Here is a 22,019-nt window from a genome sequence, read left to right on the forward strand (position 1 = left end):
ATTTCATTAAAATAAGGTGAAGAAAAGATGATCATTCTTTATTATCTATTACCCATTTTATTAGTAAGTTTTCCAACAACATGGAATAGAGATCCGTTATTTATTGGATGGCAGATTTTGAAAGTTCTAATCGGTATTGGTTATGTGTTTCTAATTACCTATGTTGGATTAGTAGATTTATCAATAAGTGCTGTCTTTTCTTATTTTGCTTGGTTTTTAGGGTTAGCATGGATAGCAGATAGTTTTGTTACTTCCTATCTGACCAAATCAAATGCGATCATTTATCAAGGTCTGGCTGGATTCATTATTTTTCTTATTAGTTTATATATGGTGTTAATCTATCCTATTAATCTCGCAAATGATAAGTACAATGTTGTAGATGGGAAGAAAGTGGAAACCATACTGGCTGAAACCGATGAAAAAAATATCCCATCCGTTCCACTTGTGTATGCTGAATATAAAGCTGAAAAGCTAATGGGGGAACTCGACAACTCAAGCTTTTATAACTTAGGAGTTTTTTCGATTCAAAAAATTGGCCAGGAATTATTTTGGGTGACTCCCATTGAATTTGAAGATTACTCTACATGGAAAAAGGCGGATAAAGTTGCTCCAGGATATATTTTAGTAAATGCATTAGATGAAACAGCACCAGCTAAATTGGTACAAACGGATATGAAATATGTGCCAAGTGCTTATTTTTCTAACAATCTAGAACGTATCATTCGTAAACAGTATCCCAAGTTAATTTTAATGGAAGCAAGCTTTGAACCTGATGACCAAGGTAAGCCCTATTATGCAGTGACGTACGGAAGCTATCAAAAGTATCGTCATATACCAAAAGTACAAGGAATTATTCTTTTTGATCCTGTAACCGGAAAATTGAAAGATTATAAAACTAACGATATCCCAACCTTTGTAGACCAACTAATACCTGCAGATGATATTGCATCGGTCTATAATGATTGGTATGGCAAGTATGGAAACGGTTGGTTAAATTCGTGGTGGGGGAAAAAGGGAGTAATTGTACCAACTGATTGGGGAATGGAGAGTGAGGTTGCTCCTGTTTATAACAGTAAAGGTGAAATGAGTTGGTTTACTGATTTTACTACATTAAATGGCGGATCTAGTATGGTGGGATACTCTTTAATTAATGCTCGGACAGGAGATTTTACCTTTTATACTGGGGAAAATGCTAAGGGATTAATTACTGGGGATTCCGCCATTAGAGCTGTAAATAAAACTTATACTGTAAATAAGTGGAAAGGTACCCAACCGATGCTGTATAACATTTATGGAGAAATGACATGGTTTATACCGGTTGTTGACAGCGACGGACTTTTACGAGCCTATGCTCTTGTTAATGCTAAAGATGCAACGATAATTGGTACAGCAGCTACAAAAAAAGAAGCGTTCGCCGCCTATAAAACAGCCGTCGTTACTAAAAAAGCTTCAGGTAATGTGGTTCCAGGTGAAAACCTTGGTTTAAAAGAACTGACCGGTATAATGGATGCTAAAGAAGTAGTTACCATAGATAAAGATGTATATGTATATTTTACTTTAAAAGGTCAAAATCAATTATTTAAAGTGGCTATGACAAAGTTTCCTTTTTCTATTGTGGCGAAAGAGGGAGATAAGGTCATGATAAAAGTGATTGAAACGGATGAACAAATTGTAGAAGTTCAAGATTTCTTGAATCAGACTGCCAACCGATAAGTAAAAAAAAGGACTATCCATGTTTCTTGAATGGATAGTCCTCTTTTTTTATTTCAAATAGGGCTTTATTTTTGGAAATACCTTTAAAGCGGTATCATAAAAAACTTGTTGATGAAATTCCTCTGGAATTAAGTTTTTGATAAATTGAATGTACGGTCCAATTGGAATTAGTGGCCAATCGGTACCGAAAAGAAGCTTATCGTAGGAATCGGCAAAGACAAGGGCATGACGCAAATGGTCAAGGAAACGGCCTTCACTGCGTCTCAATAAATCTTTTTCAGTCCCAACGATTAACCCCGAAAGATCCGCATAAACATTTGGGTTTTTGTAAATAATTTCTGCGCCAGTTAATGTCCAAGGGTCACCAAAATGGGCCATCATAAAATTAACATTCCGATGTTTAACAGCTACCTCATCAATGGCAAGCGGATGAGAATATTTTAATAATCCACGTTCTGAATAAGTATCCCCTGTATGAAAAACAACTGGCAGGTTATTTGCTGCTGCTAGTTTGTAGACCGGTTCGTATACTTCATCGTAAGCATAGAAAGGATAGTATCCTAGATAAATTTTTATTCCCACAACATTTGGTTTTTGCAGTTCAACCTCTAAGCGTTTTAATGCTTGTTCGTCTAAGTCATAAGGATTTACACCTGCACAATAGACAATAGAATCAGGTATAACTGATTCTAAGTCAATTCCCATCGGTGTCTGAGCTTCATAGTCTGGAAAGCCCATTTTATCCGTTTCAGTTACACCCATGGCAATTCCTAGAACAACATTAGCCTCGTTAAATTCTTTTTGAATACCTTCTGAAGAATAATAGACAAAAGATAAATTTTTAGCTGTTTCATGAAATGATTGAATGTTTGAAAAATGAATATGAGCATCGATGATTTTCATAACTTCTCCTTATTAAAATTGAATCTTTCTAAGTTTTTGTAAAAGATTTGTCGTTAAAATTCGCTTATCAAATACTAAAAAGAAAGGAGCTGTTCGATTGCTGTTCTCTCCAGGAATACTAGGCTGAGTGGAAAGAACTTGGACCGCTTCTTTATTTGTATAAACCTCCGCACCTTCAGAATAAAGGCTAGGAACAAAATAAAAATGATCTCCCTTAGACGTGGAGGAAAGATAACTATCTAAATCGATATGAATAGGAACCTCTTGGACTCCTGCATGGTATTGTTTAGTTTGTTCGTTACGATTGATAGCTATAAAAAGATTGGTTAAATCTTCTCCACCAACAAATAAGTCTGTTACCCAGTTTTCAAAATGTAGGTTTTTACCACCTGTTTGAAGGACTTCAATAAAGGACGTAAGAACTGGTACCCCAGGAAGCATTAGATAATATTGGACAAAGTGAACACCTTTCCACCCGGCATGCTCATTAATTTCAGTTACTAAACTTAATCCGCTCCATTTATTCCCTTGCTGGTCCACTTTTTCAATGAATTGAGAGGTGGTTTTTTCTTTTAAAAGGGAAAAAGTAGTTAAGTCAGATGGGATGGTTTTCATTCCGCCAACCCAAGGATTCCACCAGCTCTTTGCAGTTGTATGAGGAAAAGAATGATCCATCCATTCTGAACCATTTACATCCATCGAATACAATCCAGGATAAAAGTCAGGTGCCGCCTTTAATGTAATACAGCCATTGCTAACAGAAACGGTTTGAAAAGAATCACTTTCAGCAATATGATGCTTAATGCTTGTGTTAGTAGGGGAAATCACTATTTCCTCTATATTGGTAGTCATGCCTCTTGCCTTAAATGTTCCTTTTAACACTCCAAGTGGTTCTATGGTTTTTAATGGCAATTCAAACGAATGAGAGGTTTTCTCTTCATCTGCATCAATATGAGTTTTATACATTTCATTTTCATTAACAGAAACGGTTAAATTTCCGTCTAAATAACTGTTTCTGTACGTGTTTAATGAGAGAGATAAATTAGAATCTGAATTTACAACTATATCATTTAATTCAACCGAAAGCTCATTACAGCTGTCTAATTTTTTTATCACATCATTATTAGTTGCAACTGTAACAAATTCTTCCCAATTAGTAAAAGTTCCAAAAGAAACGAATAATTTATTTGTTTCTTTACATTCTCCAGGTTGGAGGGAGCCTAATTCGTCTTCAATAACAAATTGCCATCCTTCAGGTGCCGCATTACAGCTAGGGGACCATGAAACTCCGATAGGATGAACATTTTCAGAGAAATACCAATTCCCTGAAATACTACTTGGCTGTATATCCCCAAATTCAAGAGGACGATTCTCTGAAAAATAGACAATTTTATCGTTTAATGGAAAATAAGTTTGGCGAAGCTCATGATAAATTGGCAAACATAGGGCAACCGTTTCATAAGCGGCTGATCCTTGATTTTTTACCTCTATCCAGTAATTTACGATACCATCTGCAAATAATTGCACTTTTTTGATTACCTGAATTCCTTCCATCTCATCCGAAGCTAAATGGATAGTTAAGAGAATAGAAGAGGCTTCCACTTCCCAGGTTACTGATTCTGGATTCTTTTTTGTAAACTCATTGGCATATGGTTTTCCTAGTCTAGCTGGCAAAATGGCAAAGGGTTGCTTTGTTGCTGTGTTTTTGCCAATAGTCATGATTAAATCTCTTTTTCGGACATTCACTTGACTAAGACCATTATAAATATGCCAATAATCTAGTGATTCGCCGCCAAATCTTTCGCCGATTCCTTTAAAAGCTATACTTATTTTCTGTTCAAACGCTAGTTTTGTTCCATCCATTCTTCTTGCTTTTACATGAAGCTGCGGGTTAAAGAATCCGTGTTTCTTAACAGTTATAGGAATAGAAAGGGTTTTTTGTCCTTTTCCAGCCACCATCACAGCTAATTCGTTTTCTTCAAATATTATCTGATCATTCTCAGGTAACAAAATCAAATATTCTGCATCATCCCTAAAATTGTTTTTAACTTCTAATTCAATCGTGGTCATTTTATTTAACGGACAAACATTTCCGATATAGGATGCTTTGATTTTAGCAGGCTGTTCTGGGAATACGCCTAGCTTTAATTCACATTCCCGTCCATCTAGAGAGACCTTAACCGAAACAACTGGATGAGTTCTCCAAGGATTCGGTTCATCACCAGATTTCACCAACATTTCGCTTGTTAATACTGCCTCATCGATCACTTCCGCTTCAGCTTCAATACAATATTCAATCCTATCATGACCGGAACCGGAAGCTTTAAAGGTAATAGGTGTATTCGTTTTATTTAGTAGTTTTATTTGAAATGTTTGTTTTGTATTTTCAATTAACTCATGGTCGTTTAATTGAATTTGCAGTAAGTACTCATCTGTTTCTATTAAACTTATACCCCGTCCAGTTCTCTCCATTTGAACCCGTGCAAATGTATGATCTTTTTTCCATTCATATTCATAAAAGGTAAATCCATTTTGTTTGATACCATCAGGCTTTACTTCAATCTTTCTAACACTAGAACCGTACCAATCAAGTTCTTTAAAAACCGGAGCTAAAAGTGGTGTATTCATGATCTGTGGGATAAAATTCATGAGATGGGTCGTATTATCTCGATCTTCCCAGAAAAACCCACATTTTTTATATAAAGGTACCGCCTTCGTATTCCCTGGCCAAGTATATAAATCTAGTCGCGGCCAACCAAGCTCAATCGTTTTTTCAATTGCCTTTAAAACGAGTTTCTTACCGATTTTTTGACCATGATAATCCGGGCGTACATTTAGAAGGGGGATATATAACGAACCAGTATCCTCCTTGTATTCTGATAAACCACAATAGCCGACAACTTCTTCGCCATTCACAGCCAGATAAAGAACGATATTGTCTGAATTAGCTTCTTTTTTCTTTACTTGCTCTTCGGTCATGACTCGTGTATCTCCGCCCCAGCCGTCACGACTCAAGTTCCACATTTTTGCAATTCCTTTTGCTAATCCTTCATGGTACTGGACAATTTGAATGGTTTCGATGACTTTATTCATATATTGATTCTCCTTTAAGTTTTACTAAGTTTCTTTGTTCCTTTTTGTATAAGTGATTTGATTTTTGATTGTATCCATCTGCATCATCCTCCTTTTGTAAAATAGGAATGTTTTTCCATCCCCATTTTATCGTACAGTGTAAAAAAAACCTTGTAAAGAAAATTTGGAATATTATCGTAATGGTGTTAATCTATTAAAGGCAAATATGTTTTAATAGGAAGGTTACCATGGAACAAGTCAAAATATATATTCGATATTTAGTAGATAGTGACGCAGAGGAGTTACTGAAAATTCGATTGGAAAATCGAAACTTTTTTCAAACATTTGAACCAATAAGGTTAGATTCTCATTTTACATACGAGGAACAATTAAGAGAAATAAGGAAAGCTACATCTGATATTGAAAATGACCGAGGCTATACGTTTGGGATTTTTTTATATAATACAAATAAGCTTATTGGTAGAATTACATTATCAGGGATTGTTCGAGGTCCTTTTCAAAATGCTAACTTAGGCTATTATTTGAGCCAAGATCAAAATGGAAAGGGGTATGTGACGGAAGTGGTAGGGTTAATAGTAGAAAAGGCATTTGAGGAGTTAAATTTACACAGAATACAAGCTGCGGTAATGCCAAAAAACATTCCTTCCAAACGCATTCTTGAAAAAAATGGTTTTAAAAGGGAAGGTTATTCCCAAAAATACTTAAATATAAATGGTGTTTGGGAAGATCACGAGATTTATGCTCTTATTAAGGAAGACTAAGTGAATATAACGTAAATTAATAATAAATGTAAAAAGCACTCACTAATTTGAGTGCTTTTTATGATTTTTGAGTCTGAAAAGGTTCATCACCAGGTTTATTATAGATATCTTTACTTCATACTAAACAAATAATCATATTTTTTTGAGGTGACAGGAATGGGCTTGATTGATACCTTTCTTCATTTAGAGGTAACAGCTTTAGAGAAAAGTTTTCTTAAAAAGGAAGTTTTAAAAACGTGTCAAAAATGCAATGGTATAGGTTTTATGATGGTATCAAATTCAAATGTCCGTTTTCCATTTGATAATGGTAGTAAATGCTCTGCATGTAAAGGTGTGGGCTATGAGCTGCCATAACCATAAGTAGTTTTAAAAAAACACTTTACAAATGCAACAGCCAGGAGTATGATGATTTTTGTTTCAAATTTCTAAATCGCTGAATCTATTAAAGAACGGGGCAACCATTTTGTGTGGTAAAGTTTATCACTTGGGGTGAATCCTTTTATAAAGGTAGGGCTACTCATGGTCCGAATCCGACAGCTACCCTCGTAAGCGTTTATTGAGAAGAAGGTGGAACTGATGAGACACGATTTGTAAATGTCCACAGGGCTATGTCTTTGCCTATGTGGACTTTTTTTTGTTAATTAAGAAATTAGGGGAAAAATAAGAAGAGTATATCATTTCAGAGGTGCAACATCATGCTTTCTTCATTGAAAAGGTTGTTAATAGGTAGACCATTAAAATCAACAGAACTAGGAGAGCATAAGCTAAATAAATTAAAGGCTTTAGCAATTCTCTCTTCGGATGCCCTTTCATCTGTTGCGTATGGTCCAGAGCAAATTTTATTAGTATTGGTAACGGTTAGTACTGTTGCCTATTGGTATTCAATCCCGATTGCTATAGGGGTTTTGGTTTTATTAGCAGCACTTATATTATCTTATCGCCAAATTATTTATTCCTATCCAAATGGCGGTGGTGCATACGTTGTATCTAAGGAAAATCTTGGAGTAAATTATGGCTTAATTGCTGGTGGTTCCTTGTTAGTTGATTACATACTTACAGTTGCCGTTAGTGTATCCGCTGGAACAGATGCGATTACCTCTGCGTTTCCATCATTACATCAGCATACAGTAGGCATTTCCATCATTTTTGTTATTATTATTACCATCTTAAACTTAAGGGGATTAACGGAGTCTGCTTCTTTTTTAGCCTATCCGGTTTATTTATTTGTCCTTGCTTTGTTTATTTTAATAGGGGTTGGCATATACAAAATACTCACTGGTCAAGTATCACCAGAATTGCATGCACCTATAGGGACTCCAGTTGCAGGAATTTCATTATTTCTTTTACTGAAGGCTTTTGCATCAGGAAGCTCAGCTTTAACCGGGGTTGAAGCAATATCCAATGCCATTCCAAATTTTAAAGATCCGGCACCGAAAAATGCTGCGAAAACACTTGCTTCAATGGGAATACTGCTTGGTATATTATTTTCAGGAATCATTTACTTAGCGTATTACTATGGCATATCACCAAAGGTCGAAGAAACGGTTGTCTCGCAAATAGCAGAAGATACTTTCGGTAGAAGTGTAGTCTATTATTTTATCCAGGGTACAACCGCCTTGATCCTTATTCTTGCTGCAAATACGGGCTATTCGGCTTTCCCGATGTTGGCTTTTAGTTTAGCAAAAGATAAATATATACCAAGAATGTTTACAATACGAGGAGACCGACTAGGCTATTCAAATGGAATAATTACGTTAGGAATTGCATCTATTTTCTTAATTGTTGTTTTTGGTGGACATACTGAGCAATTAATTCCTTTATACGCGGTCGGGGTGTTCATTCCTTTTACGCTTTCACAGACTGGTATGACAATAAAGTGGATTCGTGAAAAACCAAAAGGTTGGATCTTTAAACTACTTGCAAATTCTTTAGGAGCTTTTATTAGTTTTGTGGTTACTATCATGTTCTTTTTAACAAAATTTGAACAAGTATGGTCCGTTTTAGTTTTTGTTCCTGCTATTGTTTTCGTTTTCCACCGTATTAAGAAGCACTACGAATTAGTAGGGGAGCAATTAAGAATTAATCCGAATGAGCCAGCAATTCCAATTGAAGGGAATGTCATCATAGTTCCTGTTGCGGGGATGACAAAGGTCGTTGAGAATTCTATTAATTATGCGAAATCCTTAACAGATCAAGTCATTGCTGTTTATATTGCTTTTGAAAGAGAAGATGAAAAAATATTTGAGGAGAAATGGAATAATCTCCATCCCGATGTTAGATTAGTAACCTTACATTCACAATATCGAAGTATTATCCACCCGTTAACCAAATTTATTGATACTGTTGAACATAAAGCAAGGGAATCAAATTATTGGGTTACTGTTTTAATCCCTCAGTTTGTCCCTAAAAAGAGTTGGCACAATATCCTTCATAACCAATCTAGTTTAATGATTCGGACGTACCTACTGTTCAATCGAAACGTAATTGTAGCTACACTTCCATATCATTTTAAGAAATAAATAGAAGCTCAGAGGTGGATTGTAAAAATCTGCCTCTTTTTTTATGAAATGTACTGACAAATTTTGTTATGTAATTACGTAAAGTTTATTTTACAATAGAAAGTAAAGATAAAAAATAACATTGTAATTGAATAATAGATGCTTTTTGCTATTAGGTATAACAAAAATGATAAGGTTGGTTTGAAAATGCAGACGGAAAATAAGTTGGATTTTGTTATTAGAGAGATTGAAATAAATGATACAGAAGTTGCCAAAGGGATTATCCTTGAAGGTATGAAAGAAAGATTTGGATTTTTAGACTATTCATTTAATCAAGATTTAAACGACATTATGAAAAATTATATTGAAATCGGTGATACGTTTCTTGTAGGTGTAAAAAATGAAATCCTTGTCTGTACAGGGGCGCTTACAAAAGAAAGGGAAGGTGTAGGGCGAATTCAACGAATGTCAGTCAAGCAAGAATATAGAGGTATGGGCTTCGCAAGGCAAATGCTTCAGCAACTGGAGTCCCTAGCTATCGAAAAAGGCTACAAAAAGCTATTATTAGAAACGAATATAGAATGGTTTAGCGCTATTGAATTATATAAATCTACTGGCTATACGATTTATGAAAACGAGGGAACACAAAGTCATTTTTATAAAGAAATAGGGTAACAAAAAACTGGATAGAGTACTATCCAGTTTTTTCGTAATAGATAGATATTTATGTTTGAGGATAATCGAAAAGTCGAGTAGTAAATCAATTTGAAACTCGAGCATAAAATCAAAAAGTCGAGCATACCCAATTGAAACTTGAGTATAATTCAAAAACGTGACGCAATTTTATCGAGAATTCAAAGCTTTTTTTAAAAAAAAGAACCAGAAGCTTACGATTCTGGCTCTCTAACTTAATCTTTAAGCACTTTTTCCAGATCCAACAGCCAAGGAAGGTTTAGTAGCCGGCATATTTGCAATAAATACCCCAACTAATACCATAAGACCTCCAATTATTTGACTAAGAAGAATAGGATTCCCGAGAACAAAGTGAGAAGCGACAATCGCAACAAATGGTTGAATATTCATAAACATAGAAGCGGTTCCAGCCCCAACCTCTGAGACGCCTTTGTTCCACCAAAATCCAGCTAAACCTTGAGCAATGATACCTGCAGCAATCAGTAGTCCCCACATTAAATAAGAATCACTTATCACCCAACCACTAACAAAGTGTTCGACACCCGCTGCAGGAATCATTAATACACTTCCGAGAACGGTAGCGTAAATAGTGATAACATAGGAGTTCATTGTTTTCGATAAACCTCTGATAAATAGAATACTGATCGAAAGACATAACATAGCTATGAATATATTTAGATCACCAAATGATATTTTAAGTGAGCCACCAGCCACTCCGATGATGGAGAAAACGCCTATTAAACTGATTACGGCACCTACACTTTTCTTTACAGTTAATTTTACCTTGTAGATTAATCTTTCTAATAGAATGGTAGCAATCGGTGACATCGCTATGATTAAAGATGCGTTAGCAGGTGTGGTATGATGCAGCCCTGTAAAATAAAAGGTTTGGTTAAAGAGCGTGCCAAAAATTCCGACACCGGCTAAATATTTCCATTCAGTTGCAGATGGGATTTTTAAACCTTTATTGAAAATCGCAACTAGTATTAAAAATAAAGATGTAAAACAAATACGCACTGTTGATAAAAAAACGGGAGAGAAACCCTGAAGTAGATAGGCACTTACTGGGTAATTACATCCCCATAACACTGAAACTAAAAATAAATTGATAAAGGCTTTTTGATGACGAAAAGTCATATGTACCAACACTTACCTTTCTATAATAAATAACGATTTATCCATTATAGCATGATGTTTCGGGATGCGAAATAACATTTTTAAGTTGAAAGCGTTTTAATATTTAAGTATTTTACAACAGAGTCTAACCAACAATTATTTATTGAAAATGAGTTTGAATCTTGGTAAAATAAATGAAAGGCAAGAAATACCAATTGCTTTATGTTACCTTGTCATTTGAATAGTTCTAAAGGGGAGTAGCTTTTACAGTAAAGTCGTCAATACGGGATTTTTCCTCGGCTTTATGTGGCAACATTTGTTGTTAGCAAGACCTTTACCGATGATGGTGAAGGCCCTTTTTACCTAGGCACTTTTACTATCTAATTGTAAAAGTGCCTTTTTGTATAAGACTCTTTTTCTAATACCTTTTAAATCGAAAAGGAGTAAAAATAATGAAGTGGGTGATAAAATGTTGAAAAAATTATTAAAGGAAATCTTTAAAAGTAAATTACATGGGAAGCGTAATCACTACTCAAGCAGTGATTACAAAAAGAAGCATTATGGACATCATCCATCTAAATATGGCCATCACTATTATAAGAAGAAACACAAATCAAGCGGCTTCTTTAAATCCTTTAGCAGCAGTTGATTACAATGATTGATAAGGTTTTAGATTTATTTGAAAGACCACTTAAAAATGGTTATCTATTATATGAACGGTATCAGATCTCTCATTTTATTGGGAAAGGTAGTTATGGTTTAGCCTATCAAGCAATGGATGAGAAGACAGGAAAAACGGTGGTTGTTAAACAATTAAGGAAAAGAAAAAATAGATCCCAAAAAAGGCTGTTAGAAAGAGAAGCAAAAATACTAAACAGTCTAAATCATCCTGCCATCCCTGAATTACTAAATTTATTTGAAGAAGCAAACAGATATTACCTTATCATGGAGTATATGGAAGGTAAAAATGTCGAGGAAATCATTTTCTATGAACGAGTTAAATATGATGAAAAAGAAAGCTTTGAAACCTTACTTGAAGTTTTAAGGGTTATTCGTTCATTACATGAAAATGGGATTGTACATCGTGATTTAAGATTACCTAATATTTTGATTCAAGATAAAAAGGTTTCAGTCATCGATCTAGGGTTAGCAGTTTGGATTCATGAAAAGGAACCAATCCCCCTTGAAGCACTGCCATTGGAAAAAAGAATGTATCGTGAAATATCATTCAAAAGTGATTTTTATGCGTTAGGACATTTCGTCTTATTTTTACTATATTCCAATTATCAAGTTCACTCTTCCAAGAAGAACAGCTGGGAAGAGGAATTAAGTATTCATGAAAACTCGAAACATATTATTCGTCGGATGTTAAAATTAGATAGCAGTTATGAAAACGTTGATGAAATCATAACGGATGTGGAAAAACATTTGAAATTAATATAGCTTATCTAAGCCTGTAATCCCTTGATTACAGGCTATTTCTCTTTTTTTCAATCTTTGTAAGTTCAAAGGATGAATCAAAGGAGTTAATAGTATAAGACTAAAGTGATTTTTGTTTATTTTTTTAGAAGAGAATGATAACAATGAAAGTTTCGTCATATCTATAAATAATGGTGAATAGAAAAGAAAGAGATAACCCTTTTCAAGAATGGGAGAGTGTAGAATGGAAGGTTTACAGGTGAATCAGGTATGGGGGATTGTTCTTGCTGCAGGATACTCAAAAAGAATGGGAACAGATAAAATGTTATTGCCTTATAAGGATAAGTCTATTCTTCGTCATGTCATTGACCAAAGCTTAAACTCATCATTAAGCGGGATTTCGGTCGTTGTTAATCCTGAGATTCCAGGTTTATTTCAGGAAGCGGAGGGTGGAAATAAAATTCTTATTAATGACCAAGCCAGTAAGGGGATGTCTACTTCCATAAAGTTAGGGATAAATTCTGTCCCTAATGACATGAAGGCGGTCATGTTCTTGCTTGGAGATCAGCCGCTTTTATCGAGTGAAGAAATCAATCGTGTCATTTATGAATACAATATCCACGGATCTTTAATGGTTCAGGCTTGTTATAAGGGAGAAAAAGGACACCCGGTCCTGTTTGATCGTGAGATGTTTCCTCATCTTTTAAATTTATCAGGTGATGAAGGCGCAAGATCTGTATTGAAAAAATATCAGAAACAAATTGTATTTGCGGAGATAAATAAAGATTTAATTAGAGATATTGACACCATAACAGATTACGAGGAACTCATAGGGGAAAAGGTAAGTTAGGAAGGTGGAATAAGATGAGTAACTTTAATAACCTTTGTGATCAGTTTGCGAAAACATTAAATGGAAAAAGTAAGGTAAAACATGGAGTTTGTTCCGTTACACTAAACCGTCACTTAAAAGTGATGGTGCAAGGAAAACTTAGCTCATCTGTCACTCCTATAGAGGTATTATTTGAATCATTAGATGAAAATGGGAATGCACTCAATTTAGCAGAGATAGCGATATTGCAAGAAGAAATTCCTATGTTTATGCACTCTGTTGTCCAACAAGGGTTAATCGTGAGTGCGCTTCACAACCATTGGTTATATATGAATCCTTTAGTTCTCTATCTTCATATTCAATCTGTTGAGCCACCATTAAGCTTTGCTCAAAAAATAAAACATTCCTTTTCGTATTTAAAGAGTCAGCCAATGGCTGAATAAACAAAGCCAACTTTTTTAGAGTTGACTTTGTTTATTTATCTGGTTCCAGGAGCCGGTTGGTCTACGCCCTTTACATGATGTTTATGTCCGTTATCCTCTGATGTGAAAAAATCATAATAATGAACATGCATGCCATTTCCTACTGGAATGGCAGGGCCAGAGTAAGCTTTGTAGTGGTGAGTATGGCCATTTTCAAATACTACGTAACCTTCTGTGTAATGTATATGATTGTTATCTTGAGTGGGAATCGGCGGTGAAGTTACATCTAAACATTGATGGACATGGCCAGAAGCCATACCTGTGTAATCCACGGAACCATGATTATGATGTGGGACAAATCCTTGGACAAAATCATCCTTGCTAATTCTATTCATTGTATCACTCCATAAAGTTATTTTGTTGGTTGAGACAGTAAGTATGTACGGTGTGGTTTTCTGTTTCCTTATCAATTTATTTAATGATTACTTTAAATATGATTTAAGAATGATGTAACAAAAATTTTAATGAAAAAGCCCAAGCTTGTTTGCTTTGGGCTTGTAAAAAAAGGTTGATAAATTTTACGATTACCAATAAAAAGGATAACCACCATATCCGTGATGCGGATGGATATGAGAAACGTGAGTATGGAAATGATGGTATGGATAGGCACCATATCCCAATCCGACTCCTAAATAACCCGGAAAACCTCCAAACATACCCGCGGAAGGGTAAGGTCCAAATGTTCCAATATAAGCTCTATACATATTCTTTCCTCCTCAGTTGAAATCATCATAGTGTATGTGTCCAATAGGAGGGAGGAAAAGAATTTGAATTAAAATAGGCTACTTCATTTCGATATATCCATTTCTTTTTTGTCCATATCCATTTCTTCTAAAGACTAAATGAAAGGCATATATGTCTATGAAAGGATTTTTTCTATTCAAGACTCCCGACAAATTGGCCAACACATCATAAGTAAAGAAGGGGATATTATATGCCAAGCGGAATACATCATATCGAAATAAACTTACCGATTGAGGACATTTGGAATTTTGTCAAGGATATGGACAATTGGGCACCACTTGTACCAGGATATATCCAACATGAAAAATTAAATGAAAAACAATCTACTTGGGAATTTAAAAGTGATATCGGAATTATGAAAAAGAAAGTTAGTTTAATGATTACAATAAATGAGTGGATTGAGCCAACAAAGGTGATCTTTCAGTTAACAGGAATCAATGAAAAGTTCCGTGGCAATGGTTATTTTACAGCAGAGCCGCTTAGCTCTGAAAAAACAAAAATGACAGGATTCCTAGATATTCATGCAGAAGGAGCTATGGGAGGGATGGTTAATAATATTTTAAAAACCGTCGTTCCTAAAACAGCCGAAGAACTAGCTGAAGCTATCTCTTTAAAACTGGAAGAGTTAAAAATTAAATAAAGTATTATAAATAAGTACTTTAAGCCCAACGTAATTCGTTGGGCTTTTTTTCGTTTTATAAATGATTTGAAATTAAAGAAGTTATCGGACATAGAGTACGCTATTTGTGTCATTTACGCTATTTTGGAGGTGTTATCGGACACAGGGTACGCTATTGGCTTATCATGGCACAAAAATGGACACCTTTTACTTGGATAACGGAACGTGTGTCCTATAAGGGTGAGAAAACACCCATATTTTTATTAATAGCGGATTGTAGGTCCGATAAATGTTTTCTTTTATTTTTTTTGCGGACACAGGTTACGTTATATTGGCCATTTGATCATTATTTAATTATCGTGTTTTCTCCCTCTCAACCGAACGGGTTTACTCTGTAGTTATTTATTAATACACGTCATTCCTAGTGCATAGTTATCCCATAATATATTTTCAACAAGTTCTTTTTGATGTAGGTCACAGCGAATCATGACCACGATTTCAGATGATATTCTATTGCTACTTTTTTTTCTTTTTTTTACAAGCAATAACTTCACTATTAAACCTAAGATAATACCAGTGACTGCTCCTATAATTCCCCAAATGATAGGTCCCCATTTCAAAACATAACCATAAATGGATCCTAAGAGCATTAGGCATGTTCCTAAAATCGCAGCGGCATCAAACAAACTAAACCCATCTGCTCGATGAATGGTATCAAAAAGCTGCCTGGGTTCCTTTCGTTTATCAAGTGGTGCGGCAAAAATTTTATTTTTGGGAATTCCACGTTGTTCAAGAGCACTTATGGCTAATTCAATAAAGGTGGAATTTTCAAATGTGGCAATAACCAACATTATTTCTCACTCCTAGAATTCAAACAGGAAACTCAAAATCCTCATTTTGGTAATTTTGACGTAAGTATTTAGACATTTCTTTTTCAAATAACTTATTTTGTTCAACTGCAGAAGAATAGGCATCATAAATGATAAATAAATAGATGGAAGGTAAATAAAGTAACCATTGTACATCTAATTCCTGTTTAGTCTTTAAAAACTCACCAATCATGGTGTGTTTAATTCCTATTGGAATATGTCCAAAATACAAAATCGCTACTGTATAACCAAATATAAAAAAACCAGAAATCATTTTATGTATATAGAGATGTCCTAAACCTGGAACTAAAGCAGACCAAGCAGCAGCAACCCATGGTTTTCGTTTATCTAAATAATTGATGTCCCAGGAACCAATGATCATTGTTGTAATAGGTGCATCTTCTCGATCGGCTAAGATATATTGCTTGTTCATATCCACTGTGGTTCTAAAACTATCCCAAATTCCTAACATGTAAATGCCTACATATAGCATTAACCATCTTTCCTCGAGTATATCCTTTGCCTTATCAAAATCACCTATTAAACTGTAATATATTCCTGTATTGATTTTTGCGTAATTATTGATAAATAATTCCCATAAAATGAGGATAAAGGCTGATAAATACCTATGCTGAAGTAAGTGTCCAAAACCTGGATAGGAAAAAGAAAAAAAAGCGACGACATAAGGATTCCTTAGATGTAGTTGTGAGATTGAAAACTGAGAAATATAGGCTCTGTTTCTTCTTTGAGAAGGATTTTTGTTCAACTAGATGCACTCCTAGTAAGTAGCTAAAAAGAATAAATATATAAACTATTTTTATTCTTTTCTAAATAGGTATAAGTTATCCAAATATTAGGGGGAATTCTGATGAAATATAACTTTGATGGAATGGTTAATCGCAGAAACACATTTTCAGTCGAATGGGAGGGTGGTTCATTCATAAAAGAAATGGGGATATGAAGGGCTGTAAGACCAAGCACTGAAAGAATAGCCAGAGAGTTTGATGACTTAAAATAAATATTTTATTTTTAAAAGGGATACTAACGTAAAAGGGGGGAATGAAATATGAGTCAACCTTTTATGATTAGGATTGAAAATCAAAGGTTTCTTGAGAACCATGATGAAGATCTATGTTCTCATGGTGAAATTTATTTAAGTGTAAATGGAACAATTTTAACAAAAGCTGGTATAGATGAAGAATGGGGAATTAGTGAATCGGCTTTAGCGCTTTTACGAACGTTATTTACTGATCATCAATCGGATATAGAATTCGGGGAGGGACTTATTGTCCATGGATGTGGGGCAATCCTAATGGTAAATTGTCCAATCTCTATTCATTGGACTGTAAAGCATCTCAAGAATCGAGTGATTTTATCTAATTTTATAAAAGTAACGACTACAAATTCAGAAACCGGCAGTATCTATTATCCTGAACTTAAGGTAGATATAAGCTGGCAGGAATATAAAGATCAGCTTGTTTCTTTTGCTTTAGAAGCTAAAGATTTTTTCCAGGACATAACTACAAAAAGATTTGCGGATGAGTATGATAAGGAAATGTACGAAGAATTTTGGAACGAATATCTTTTATTACTAAAGCGTGTGCATAATTGAAAAAAATGACCCTAAATGGGTCATTTTTATTATAAACTTTCTTGTTTCTTCCAGATTTTCTTAAAATCAATATGGCCTCTTCCATTAAATTGAATGCCTTGGATGGAAGGGTGGAAACTGGATTCGATGGTTTTATGAACAAGAAATACAGCTAATCTTTCGTTAAGAATGGTATGAGTGATTTCATTAAATGTTTGTTCACGAACCTTTTTACTTTCTTCTGCTAAGATTTCATTGATTTTTGTGTTTAAATATGGAAGCTTTTCTATTGGCCAATGTTGTTTAATAAAGCTATAGTCTGAGAGGTATTGTTCGAGTTTAGACAGCTCATCTTCCCCCCAAACGGCCTCAAATAGAATGCAATCGGCTTGTTGCATGAAGTCGGGATCCAGAATTTCCTGCCAACCCACAATGACAACCCTCAATTGTATATGATATTTCTGAAATTGTTCTTTTATCCATAAAGCATCTGGTTCATGACGATCATACGTGTATAAGAAAATTTCTTCATGTTGATAGTCCGCTTTCTCAAGTAAACCTATGATTTCAGACGATGATGCATTTTCTTTTTTGTAATGTAATCTAGAAAAATCAATTTCAAAACCTGAAGACGGATAAATCCTCGGTTCACCTAATTCTTTAATCATTTTTTCTCTATCTATTATTTTTTCAATGGCTTCTCTAAAATAACGATTATTCTGTGGAGAATTTATTTTATTAAGATTAAAAGTAAATAAAGTACTACCTGCATAACTGCCTACAGATTGGTTCCAAGATGGATTACTTTCATACTTGCTTTCCCCGGTATTAACAAATATGACTTCGGATTCTAACAAGTCTGAGTAGTCCTTTGGCATGTTTGAAATTTCAATTCTGTCGATATGAGCACGACCTTCAAAATAGGATGGAAAAACTTCTAGTCTACAAGCATTTGGATGATATTTTTTGACCATATAAGGTCCCGTTCCTGGCGGTAAATTTAATTCATGATAATCAGTGATATCTGCTGGAATGATAGAAAAGGTTGGAAAGCATAAATATCGCAAAAATAACGGACATTTCTTTTTTAACTGAAATTGAAGAGTATATTTATCCATTATTTTGATAGCTTGAATGTTTTCAACTAGCCAACTTTGTTTATGGTCCTTATGAATGAGTTCGTTCACTGTAAATTGTACGTCAAAGGCATCTAGTTCCTTACCGTGATGAAAAAGAACGCCTTTACGAAGATAAAAATTCCAGGTGGTCATTTCGCGATTACATTCCCAGTGATGTGCTAGACTTTCAGTGACTGTATCACTGTCATGTTTATACAAAACTAAGGTGTTATAAATTTGTTTGATTAAATGCGCATCAAAATCAAAATAAGCTTTCCTCGGAATAAGAGTATTAATCGTTCTAAATATTGGAAGACGAATAATATCAATAAATTCATTTGAAGATCCTTGTCTTTCATAACCGAAAAAATGATGTATCCAACTAGTTATTTCTTTTTTTGCATTTATACTGCCGTATTGACTAATTAATTGTAAACCTTCTGTTATATCTCCATCCCCGATATACCTTTTTCCAACAGAAAGGACCACTTCATCCACTGTAATAAGAAATTCTAGTTTAGATTTGTTTCCTCTGCCACGGCCTGAAATAAAGGCAATCCAATTTTGTTCAATCATCTTTTTTAAGATCAATTTAGCATTTCTTGAGGTGCAAAATAATATACCCGAAATTTCATCCATTGTGACCGAATGGGATTGTTCTTCTAGAGAATAATAGTTTCTTAGTTTAACAAAGTCATCAATTAGCTGGTGCTTCAAAAGAAATCACTCCAAAAAAAGTTGAAATAAAAAACTACATAATTACCATTTTTACCTTCTATTTTCCGGTGTAAGTTATTTACAAGGAGGAGAGTAAAAATGACGTTACAAGTATCAAGGGTTCAATCAATCGGCTTATGGAAAAATAAATCCTTTTCTATCCTGTTAGCTTCTACGTTTTTATTAAGTATAGCAAACAAAATATATGAGCTTCTTTTACCATTAGTTATGTATGAGTTAACCCGTTCATCCGTGGTGGTAAGTTCAATGAGAACGGCAGAGCTTTTACCCAATCTATTGTTTGGCATTTTTATTGGGGTAATGGTTGATCGGGTTAATAAAAAAAGGTGGGTATTGTGGATGATTGGTTGTCAAGCGATATTACTGCTTGGAATGGCATATCTCATCAAAACGAATACCACCCTATTGTTCCCTTATTATACCATTGGATTTTTGCTAATGACGTTCAGCTACGGTTACTTTAATGCACAAGTTAGTTTAATTAAAACAACGGTTCATTCAAGTCAACTTACAGCAGCCAATGCAAAGTTTTCCTTTATGGATACATTTGTCACGATTATGGGACCTATGATTTCTGGATTCATTTTACTATTACCATTTTTATATGATGGTTTATGGATTACGTCAATCGTTTATTTCATTGCCTTTTTGCTATTAACCCAAATTAAGCTGCCTGTTATGGAAACTGTAAGTAAAAAACAACCTTTTTTCAAAGATTTAAAGACAGGGTGGGTTTTCTTTATGAATAATAAGCCATTGTTGACGATGACAATGTTTATTATTTTTCTCAACTGTAGTTTTACAGTTGTTTCGACGATGGTCATCATTTTTGCAAAAGAAGAATTAAACATGTCATCATCTATGATTGCGATTGTTATGAGTGCTTCAGGAATTGGTGGAATAATGGCAAGCAACGTTGTTGCTAGGTTAAGAGAACGGTATGGAATAGGAAAACTATTTGGTTTGACGGCGATTTGGAATGCGATAGGGTATCTTGGTCTATTTTTTACTGAAAATACGTATTTCTTAGTCATTTCCTTATTTATTGTTGGATTTGCAGGTGCTATTTATGGTGTTTGTGCTTATACCTTTAGATTAGAACAGACTCCAGCAGATTTAATTGGAAAAATCAGTGGCATTACAGGGACGCTTTTTCGATTAGGAATGCCAGTAGCCATGTACTTTTCTGGATATGTTGTGGAATGGTGGGGGACGTCTACGGTGTTTATTAGTGCTTGTCTCTTAAATATAGTTGTTTTCATTGTTTATACTAGAACTTATTTATGGAGAATGTAGAAGGAGTGTGCAAAAATGGGAATCCAATTAAAAAAACAAATTATAGCCAATTTACCTGCATATTTGAAAGAGTTAATAGATTTTGTCAAGGTTCCAAATAATGTATTCAATCTTGACCAAGTTGTTGAAAATGCCAATTTCTTAATTGAGATAATGAAAAAACGGGGAATAAAGGTAGAGGTGATACCTACTAAAACAGGCAGACCGCTTATATATGGTGAACTTTTTAAGAACCCTTCTAATAAAAACATCCTTATTTATGGTCATTATGATGGAGTACCGGTTGAAGCGGACAAATGGAATTCAGATCCTTATCAACCGATTTTTAGAAGATCTGAGGGGGGCGGTCTTGATTTTAACGACGATGAGGATTATTTAACAGGGGAATGGCGAGTATATGGACGCTCCATTGCAGATTCCAAAAATGCGATAATAGCCATTTTACTTAGTTTAGACTTATTAGAAGAAAAAGAGATATTGCCAGGTGTGAATATTAAATTCCTATTTGATGGGGAGGAAGAAATAGAATCACCTAGTTTAGAAGAATGCTTAACAGCAAATCCAGACATGTGGAAAGCAGATTTAATGATTTCAGCTTCAGGTGAGGTTCATCAAAGTGGTTTGCCGACTGTGGAACTAGGTGTAAGGGGAATGCTGCAAGTAGATATAACCACATATACATCTGTAATGAATTTGCACAGTGGCCATTTTGGCAATTTTGCCCCAAATGCTGCACTGGATTTAAGTTATCTTCTTTCCTCAATGAAAGATCGTTCTGGCAAGGTATGTGTAAAAGGGTTTTATGATGAGGTGCAGGAATTAACCGATTCTGAATTAAAGGTTATGGATTGTATACCTGCTATAGAAGCTGAGATATGTCAGAATTTTGGTATTATGGAGCCTGAAATGAAGGGTCTGTCTTTGCAAAGGATGATTAACTTGCCAACTTTAAATATTCGGGGCTTGGCTGGTGGGTTTTTGGGAGAAGAAGCACGAAATATTATCCCAAGTAATGCTAGTGCAGAATTGGACATTAGATTGGTAAAAGGGATGAATCCCGAGGTCACTTTTGAAAAAATAAAACAGCATATCATAGATCTTGGTTGGACTGTTTTGGAAAAGGATCCTAGTCGAGAAGAGATGTTAAAATTTAGGAAAATCGTCAAGATGACCAAAAAGGCTGGATTTTCTGCTACTAAAACGAATTTGGATTCAAAGGAAGCACAACACGTCATCAATGTTCTTAAACAATTATACAAAGATCAAATGGTTGTGATGCCAACAGAGGGTGGAAGTCTCCCGTTATATCTTTTTGAGAGACTTGGGATACCCGTTGTGTGTTTGCCAACATCTAATTATGACTGTAATCAACACACAAATAATGAGAATCTTAGAATTGATCATTTTGTTAGGGCAATCGAATTATTTACCACACTCTTTATGAAGGAAATGGAGTAAAGAGCAAAGAGAGTTCCAGTATGCTGGGGCTTTCTTTTATTTTACGTAAAAAAGAGGGTTTTTTGCCATTTGAATGGAA

21 protein-coding genes and 1 riboswitch are annotated in these 22,019 nt (G+C 34.7%); of the genes, 13 read left to right on the forward strand and 8 right to left on the reverse strand.

Annotation, left to right across the window (positions count from 1 at the left end; all coding sequences use genetic code 11):
- Positions 1-27: 27 nt before the first annotated feature.
- Positions 28-1,713: a hypothetical protein gene (locus tag ACSBPO_RS09075; protein WP_442599737.1), complete on the forward strand. Its 1,686-nt coding sequence runs from the start codon at positions 28-30 to the stop codon at positions 1,711-1,713.
- 48 nt (positions 1,714-1,761) lie between these two features.
- Here ACSBPO_RS09075 and ACSBPO_RS09080 read toward each other — a convergent pair whose 3' ends face one another.
- Positions 1,762-2,616, reverse strand: coding sequence for an amidohydrolase family protein (locus tag ACSBPO_RS09080; protein WP_442599738.1), 855 nt, complete (start codon positions 2,614-2,616; stop codon positions 1,762-1,764).
- Between the two features lie 12 nt (positions 2,617-2,628).
- Positions 2,629-5,709, reverse strand: coding sequence for a GNAT family N-acetyltransferase (locus ACSBPO_RS09085; RefSeq protein ID WP_442599739.1), 3,081 nt, complete (start codon positions 5,707-5,709; stop codon positions 2,629-2,631).
- Positions 5,710-5,936: 227 nt separating this feature from the next.
- Here ACSBPO_RS09085 and ACSBPO_RS09090 point away from each other — a divergent pair, with 227 nt between their 5' ends.
- The 4 genes from ACSBPO_RS09090 (at position 5,937) to ACSBPO_RS09105 (ending at position 9,643) form a co-directional block, all read left to right on the forward strand.
- Positions 5,937-6,470: a GNAT family N-acetyltransferase gene (locus ACSBPO_RS09090; RefSeq protein ID WP_442599740.1), complete on the forward strand. Its 534-nt coding sequence runs from the start codon at positions 5,937-5,939 to the stop codon at positions 6,468-6,470.
- Positions 6,471-6,626: 156 nt separating this feature from the next.
- A complete protein-coding gene (locus ACSBPO_RS09095; protein ID WP_442599741.1) occupies positions 6,627-6,824 on the forward strand; it encodes a hypothetical protein in 198 nt (65 codons plus the stop codon).
- 67 nt (positions 6,825-6,891) lie between these two features.
- Positions 6,892-7,038, forward strand: a riboswitch (cyclic di-AMP (ydaO/yuaA leader).
- Positions 7,039-7,165: 127 nt separating this feature from the next.
- Complete coding sequence (locus ACSBPO_RS09100; protein ID WP_442599742.1) at positions 7,166-8,989, forward strand: APC family permease; 1,824 nt, start codon at positions 7,166-7,168, stop codon at positions 8,987-8,989.
- A gap of 186 nt (positions 8,990-9,175) precedes the next feature.
- Positions 9,176-9,643: a GNAT family N-acetyltransferase gene (locus tag ACSBPO_RS09105; protein ID WP_442599743.1), complete on the forward strand. Its 468-nt coding sequence runs from the start codon at positions 9,176-9,178 to the stop codon at positions 9,641-9,643.
- Between the two features lie 240 nt (positions 9,644-9,883).
- Here ACSBPO_RS09105 and ACSBPO_RS09110 read toward each other — a convergent pair whose 3' ends face one another.
- Positions 9,884-10,798, reverse strand: a complete 915-nt coding sequence (locus ACSBPO_RS09110) for a DMT family transporter (protein ID WP_442599744.1) — start codon at positions 10,796-10,798, stop codon at positions 9,884-9,886.
- 448 nt (positions 10,799-11,246) lie between these two features.
- Between ACSBPO_RS09110 and ACSBPO_RS09115 the strand changes: the two genes are divergently transcribed.
- The 4 genes from ACSBPO_RS09115 to ACSBPO_RS09130 all read left to right on the forward strand — a co-directional run bounded on the left by ACSBPO_RS09115 (position 11,247) and on the right by ACSBPO_RS09130 (position 13,468).
- On the forward strand, positions 11,247-11,426 hold the full coding sequence (locus ACSBPO_RS09115) for a hypothetical protein (protein WP_442599745.1): 180 nt from the start codon (positions 11,247-11,249) through the stop codon (positions 11,424-11,426).
- Positions 11,427-11,431: 5 nt separating this feature from the next.
- Positions 11,432-12,220 carry a serine/threonine protein kinase gene (locus ACSBPO_RS09120; protein WP_442599746.1) on the forward strand — a complete coding sequence of 263 codons (789 nt, stop codon included), beginning with the start codon at positions 11,432-11,434 and terminating at the stop codon, positions 12,218-12,220.
- Between the two features lie 220 nt (positions 12,221-12,440).
- A complete protein-coding gene (locus ACSBPO_RS09125; RefSeq protein WP_442599747.1) occupies positions 12,441-13,046 on the forward strand; it encodes a nucleotidyltransferase family protein in 606 nt (201 codons plus the stop codon).
- Between the two features lie 14 nt (positions 13,047-13,060).
- A complete protein-coding gene (locus ACSBPO_RS09130; protein WP_442599748.1) occupies positions 13,061-13,468 on the forward strand; it encodes a DUF1259 domain-containing protein in 408 nt (135 codons plus the stop codon).
- A gap of 35 nt (positions 13,469-13,503) precedes the next feature.
- Here ACSBPO_RS09130 and ACSBPO_RS09135 read toward each other — a convergent pair whose 3' ends face one another.
- Positions 13,504-13,842, reverse strand: coding sequence for a YmaF family protein (locus ACSBPO_RS09135; protein WP_442599749.1), 339 nt, complete (start codon positions 13,840-13,842; stop codon positions 13,504-13,506).
- A 189-nt stretch (positions 13,843-14,031) separates the two neighbouring features.
- Positions 14,032-14,211, reverse strand: a complete 180-nt coding sequence (locus tag ACSBPO_RS09140) for a hypothetical protein (RefSeq protein ID WP_442599750.1) — start codon at positions 14,209-14,211, stop codon at positions 14,032-14,034.
- A 230-nt stretch (positions 14,212-14,441) separates the two neighbouring features.
- On the opposite strand from ACSBPO_RS09140, the gene ACSBPO_RS09145 reads away from it, so the two are divergent.
- The gene (locus ACSBPO_RS09145; RefSeq protein WP_442599751.1) at positions 14,442-14,891 is read left to right on the forward strand and encodes a CoxG family protein; all 450 of its coding nucleotides are present in this window, start codon (positions 14,442-14,444) and stop codon (positions 14,889-14,891) included.
- 377 nt (positions 14,892-15,268) lie between these two features.
- Here ACSBPO_RS09145 and ACSBPO_RS09150 read toward each other — a convergent pair whose 3' ends face one another.
- Both ACSBPO_RS09150 and ACSBPO_RS09155 read right to left on the reverse strand, forming a co-directional pair.
- Positions 15,269-15,721 (reverse strand): hypothetical protein, encoded by a 453-nt coding sequence (locus tag ACSBPO_RS09150; protein WP_442599752.1) that lies wholly within the window; start codon positions 15,719-15,721, stop codon positions 15,269-15,271.
- A 19-nt stretch (positions 15,722-15,740) separates the two neighbouring features.
- Positions 15,741-16,505: a hypothetical protein gene (locus tag ACSBPO_RS09155; protein ID WP_442599753.1), complete on the reverse strand. Its 765-nt coding sequence runs from the start codon at positions 16,503-16,505 to the stop codon at positions 15,741-15,743.
- 300 nt (positions 16,506-16,805) lie between these two features.
- On the opposite strand from ACSBPO_RS09155, the gene ACSBPO_RS09160 reads away from it, so the two are divergent.
- Positions 16,806-17,351 (forward strand): hypothetical protein, encoded by a 546-nt coding sequence (locus ACSBPO_RS09160; protein ID WP_442599754.1) that lies wholly within the window; start codon positions 16,806-16,808, stop codon positions 17,349-17,351.
- 29 nt (positions 17,352-17,380) lie between these two features.
- Here ACSBPO_RS09160 and ACSBPO_RS09165 read toward each other — a convergent pair whose 3' ends face one another.
- Positions 17,381-19,165 (reverse strand): ABC transporter substrate-binding protein, encoded by a 1,785-nt coding sequence (locus tag ACSBPO_RS09165; RefSeq protein ID WP_442599755.1) that lies wholly within the window; start codon positions 19,163-19,165, stop codon positions 17,381-17,383.
- 99 nt (positions 19,166-19,264) lie between these two features.
- Between ACSBPO_RS09165 and ACSBPO_RS09170 the strand changes: the two genes are divergently transcribed.
- Together ACSBPO_RS09170 and ACSBPO_RS09175 are read left to right on the forward strand one after the other, a co-directional pair.
- A complete protein-coding gene (locus tag ACSBPO_RS09170) occupies positions 19,265-20,482 on the forward strand; it encodes an MFS transporter (protein WP_442599756.1) in 1,218 nt (405 codons plus the stop codon).
- 15 nt (positions 20,483-20,497) lie between these two features.
- Positions 20,498-21,940: a M20/M25/M40 family metallo-hydrolase gene (locus ACSBPO_RS09175; RefSeq protein WP_442599757.1), complete on the forward strand. Its 1,443-nt coding sequence runs from the start codon at positions 20,498-20,500 to the stop codon at positions 21,938-21,940.
- Positions 21,941-22,019 lie beyond the last annotated feature (79 nt).

Source organism: Neobacillus sp. D3-1R, from assembly GCF_052180215.1.
Taxonomy (GTDB): domain Bacteria; phylum Bacillota; class Bacilli; order Bacillales; family Cytobacillaceae; genus Pseudoneobacillus.

Coding starts and splice junctions, on each gene's coding strand:
- ACSBPO_RS09175 (WP_442599757.1), top strand. CDS start 20,498: ATGGGAATCCAATTAAAAAAACAAATTATAGCCAATTTACCTGCATAT.
- ACSBPO_RS09135 (WP_442599749.1), bottom strand. CDS start 13,842: ATGAATAGAATTAGCAAGGATGATTTTGTCCAAGGATTTGTCCCACAT.
- ACSBPO_RS09085 (WP_442599739.1), bottom strand. CDS start 5,709: ATGAATAAAGTCATCGAAACCATTCAAATTGTCCAGTACCATGAAGGA.
- ACSBPO_RS09115 (WP_442599745.1), top strand. CDS start 11,247: ATGTTGAAAAAATTATTAAAGGAAATCTTTAAAAGTAAATTACATGGG.
- ACSBPO_RS09090 (WP_442599740.1), top strand. CDS start 5,937: ATGGAACAAGTCAAAATATATATTCGATATTTAGTAGATAGTGACGCA.
- ACSBPO_RS09120 (WP_442599746.1), top strand. CDS start 11,432: ATGATTGATAAGGTTTTAGATTTATTTGAAAGACCACTTAAAAATGGT.
- ACSBPO_RS09080 (WP_442599738.1), bottom strand. CDS start 2,616: ATGAAAATCATCGATGCTCATATTCATTTTTCAAACATTCAATCATTT.
- ACSBPO_RS09100 (WP_442599742.1), top strand. CDS start 7,166: ATGCTTTCTTCATTGAAAAGGTTGTTAATAGGTAGACCATTAAAATCA.
- ACSBPO_RS09105 (WP_442599743.1), top strand. CDS start 9,176: ATGCAGACGGAAAATAAGTTGGATTTTGTTATTAGAGAGATTGAAATA.
- ACSBPO_RS09170 (WP_442599756.1), top strand. CDS start 19,265: ATGACGTTACAAGTATCAAGGGTTCAATCAATCGGCTTATGGAAAAAT.
- ACSBPO_RS09150 (WP_442599752.1), bottom strand. CDS start 15,721: ATGTTGGTTATTGCCACATTTGAAAATTCCACCTTTATTGAATTAGCC.
- ACSBPO_RS09140 (WP_442599750.1), bottom strand. CDS start 14,211: ATGTATAGAGCTTATATTGGAACATTTGGACCTTACCCTTCCGCGGGT.
- ACSBPO_RS09125 (WP_442599747.1), top strand. CDS start 12,441: ATGGAAGGTTTACAGGTGAATCAGGTATGGGGGATTGTTCTTGCTGCA.
- ACSBPO_RS09145 (WP_442599751.1), top strand. CDS start 14,442: ATGCCAAGCGGAATACATCATATCGAAATAAACTTACCGATTGAGGAC.
- ACSBPO_RS09160 (WP_442599754.1), top strand. CDS start 16,806: ATGAGTCAACCTTTTATGATTAGGATTGAAAATCAAAGGTTTCTTGAG.
- ACSBPO_RS09075 (WP_442599737.1), top strand. CDS start 28: ATGATCATTCTTTATTATCTATTACCCATTTTATTAGTAAGTTTTCCA.
- ACSBPO_RS09095 (WP_442599741.1), top strand. CDS start 6,627: ATGGGCTTGATTGATACCTTTCTTCATTTAGAGGTAACAGCTTTAGAG.
- ACSBPO_RS09130 (WP_442599748.1), top strand. CDS start 13,061: ATGAGTAACTTTAATAACCTTTGTGATCAGTTTGCGAAAACATTAAAT.
- ACSBPO_RS09110 (WP_442599744.1), bottom strand. CDS start 10,798: ATGACTTTTCGTCATCAAAAAGCCTTTATCAATTTATTTTTAGTTTCA.